Source organism: Cellulomonas sp. B6 (assembly GCF_001462455.1).
Lineage (GTDB): Bacteria > Actinomycetota > Actinomycetes > Actinomycetales > Cellulomonadaceae > Cellulomonas.
In genome coordinates this window covers 1-752 of sequence record NZ_LNTD01000254.1, presented here as the reverse complement: position 1 = coordinate 752, position 752 = coordinate 1, and the positions used below count along the sequence as shown (strand labels likewise).

The window sequence follows — 752 nt, the reverse complement described above, 5'->3', positions numbered from 1 at the left end:
CACCCGCGAGAGCGCAATCCAGCCCACTTCCCACCCGCGAGAGAGCGATCCAGCACCACCGGGCGCACCGCACGGTCCGTCCGTGCACGCGCGACGTCCACCCGCGTCAGGCGCACGGGAGCGGATCCGGCGACGTCCGTGCCACGGCGCTGTGCGCGAGGATGCAGGGATGGCGGACGTGCGGGTGCTGCGGGACGGACCGGGGCCGACGGACGTCGCGGGCGTGCTGCTCACGCCCGGGGCGAGCGCGACGCGGGACCACGCGACGCTCGTCGCGCTCGACGCGGCCCTCACCGCCGTGGGAGTCCCGGTGCGGCGCGTCGACGTGCCGCGCGGCGCGAAGGCCGCCCCGGCCCGGGTCGTCGAGGAGGCCACGACGTTCGCGGCCGACCTGGGCGTCGGGACCGAGCGGCTCGTCGTGGGGGGTCGCTCGTTCGGCGGGCGCATGTGCTCGGTCGCCGTGGCGGACGGGCTGCCGGTCGCGGGCCTGCTGCTGCTGTCGTACCCGCTGCACCCGCCCGGCCGACCCGACACGCTGCGGGTCACGCACCTGCCGCGGGTCACCGTGCCGGTGCTCGCGGTGAGCGGCGCCGCCGACCCGTTCGGCACGCCCGACGAGCTCGTCGAGCACCTGGCCGCCCTCGCCGGCCCGGTGACGCTCGTCCTCGTCCGCGGCGCCCACGGTCCGGCCGACCCCCCGGTCGTCGACGCCGTCCGCACCTGGCTCACCTGGCTCACCTGACGCACCACCC

1 protein-coding gene is annotated in these 752 nt (G+C 77.7%); it reads left to right on the top strand.

The features are described 5' to 3' along the window. Nucleotides 1-169 precede the first annotated feature (169 nt). Nucleotides 170-742, top strand: a complete 573-nt coding sequence (locus ATM99_RS17500) for an alpha/beta family hydrolase (protein ID WP_062104083.1) — start codon at nucleotides 170-172, stop codon at nucleotides 740-742. Nucleotides 743-752: the final 10 nt, after the last annotated feature.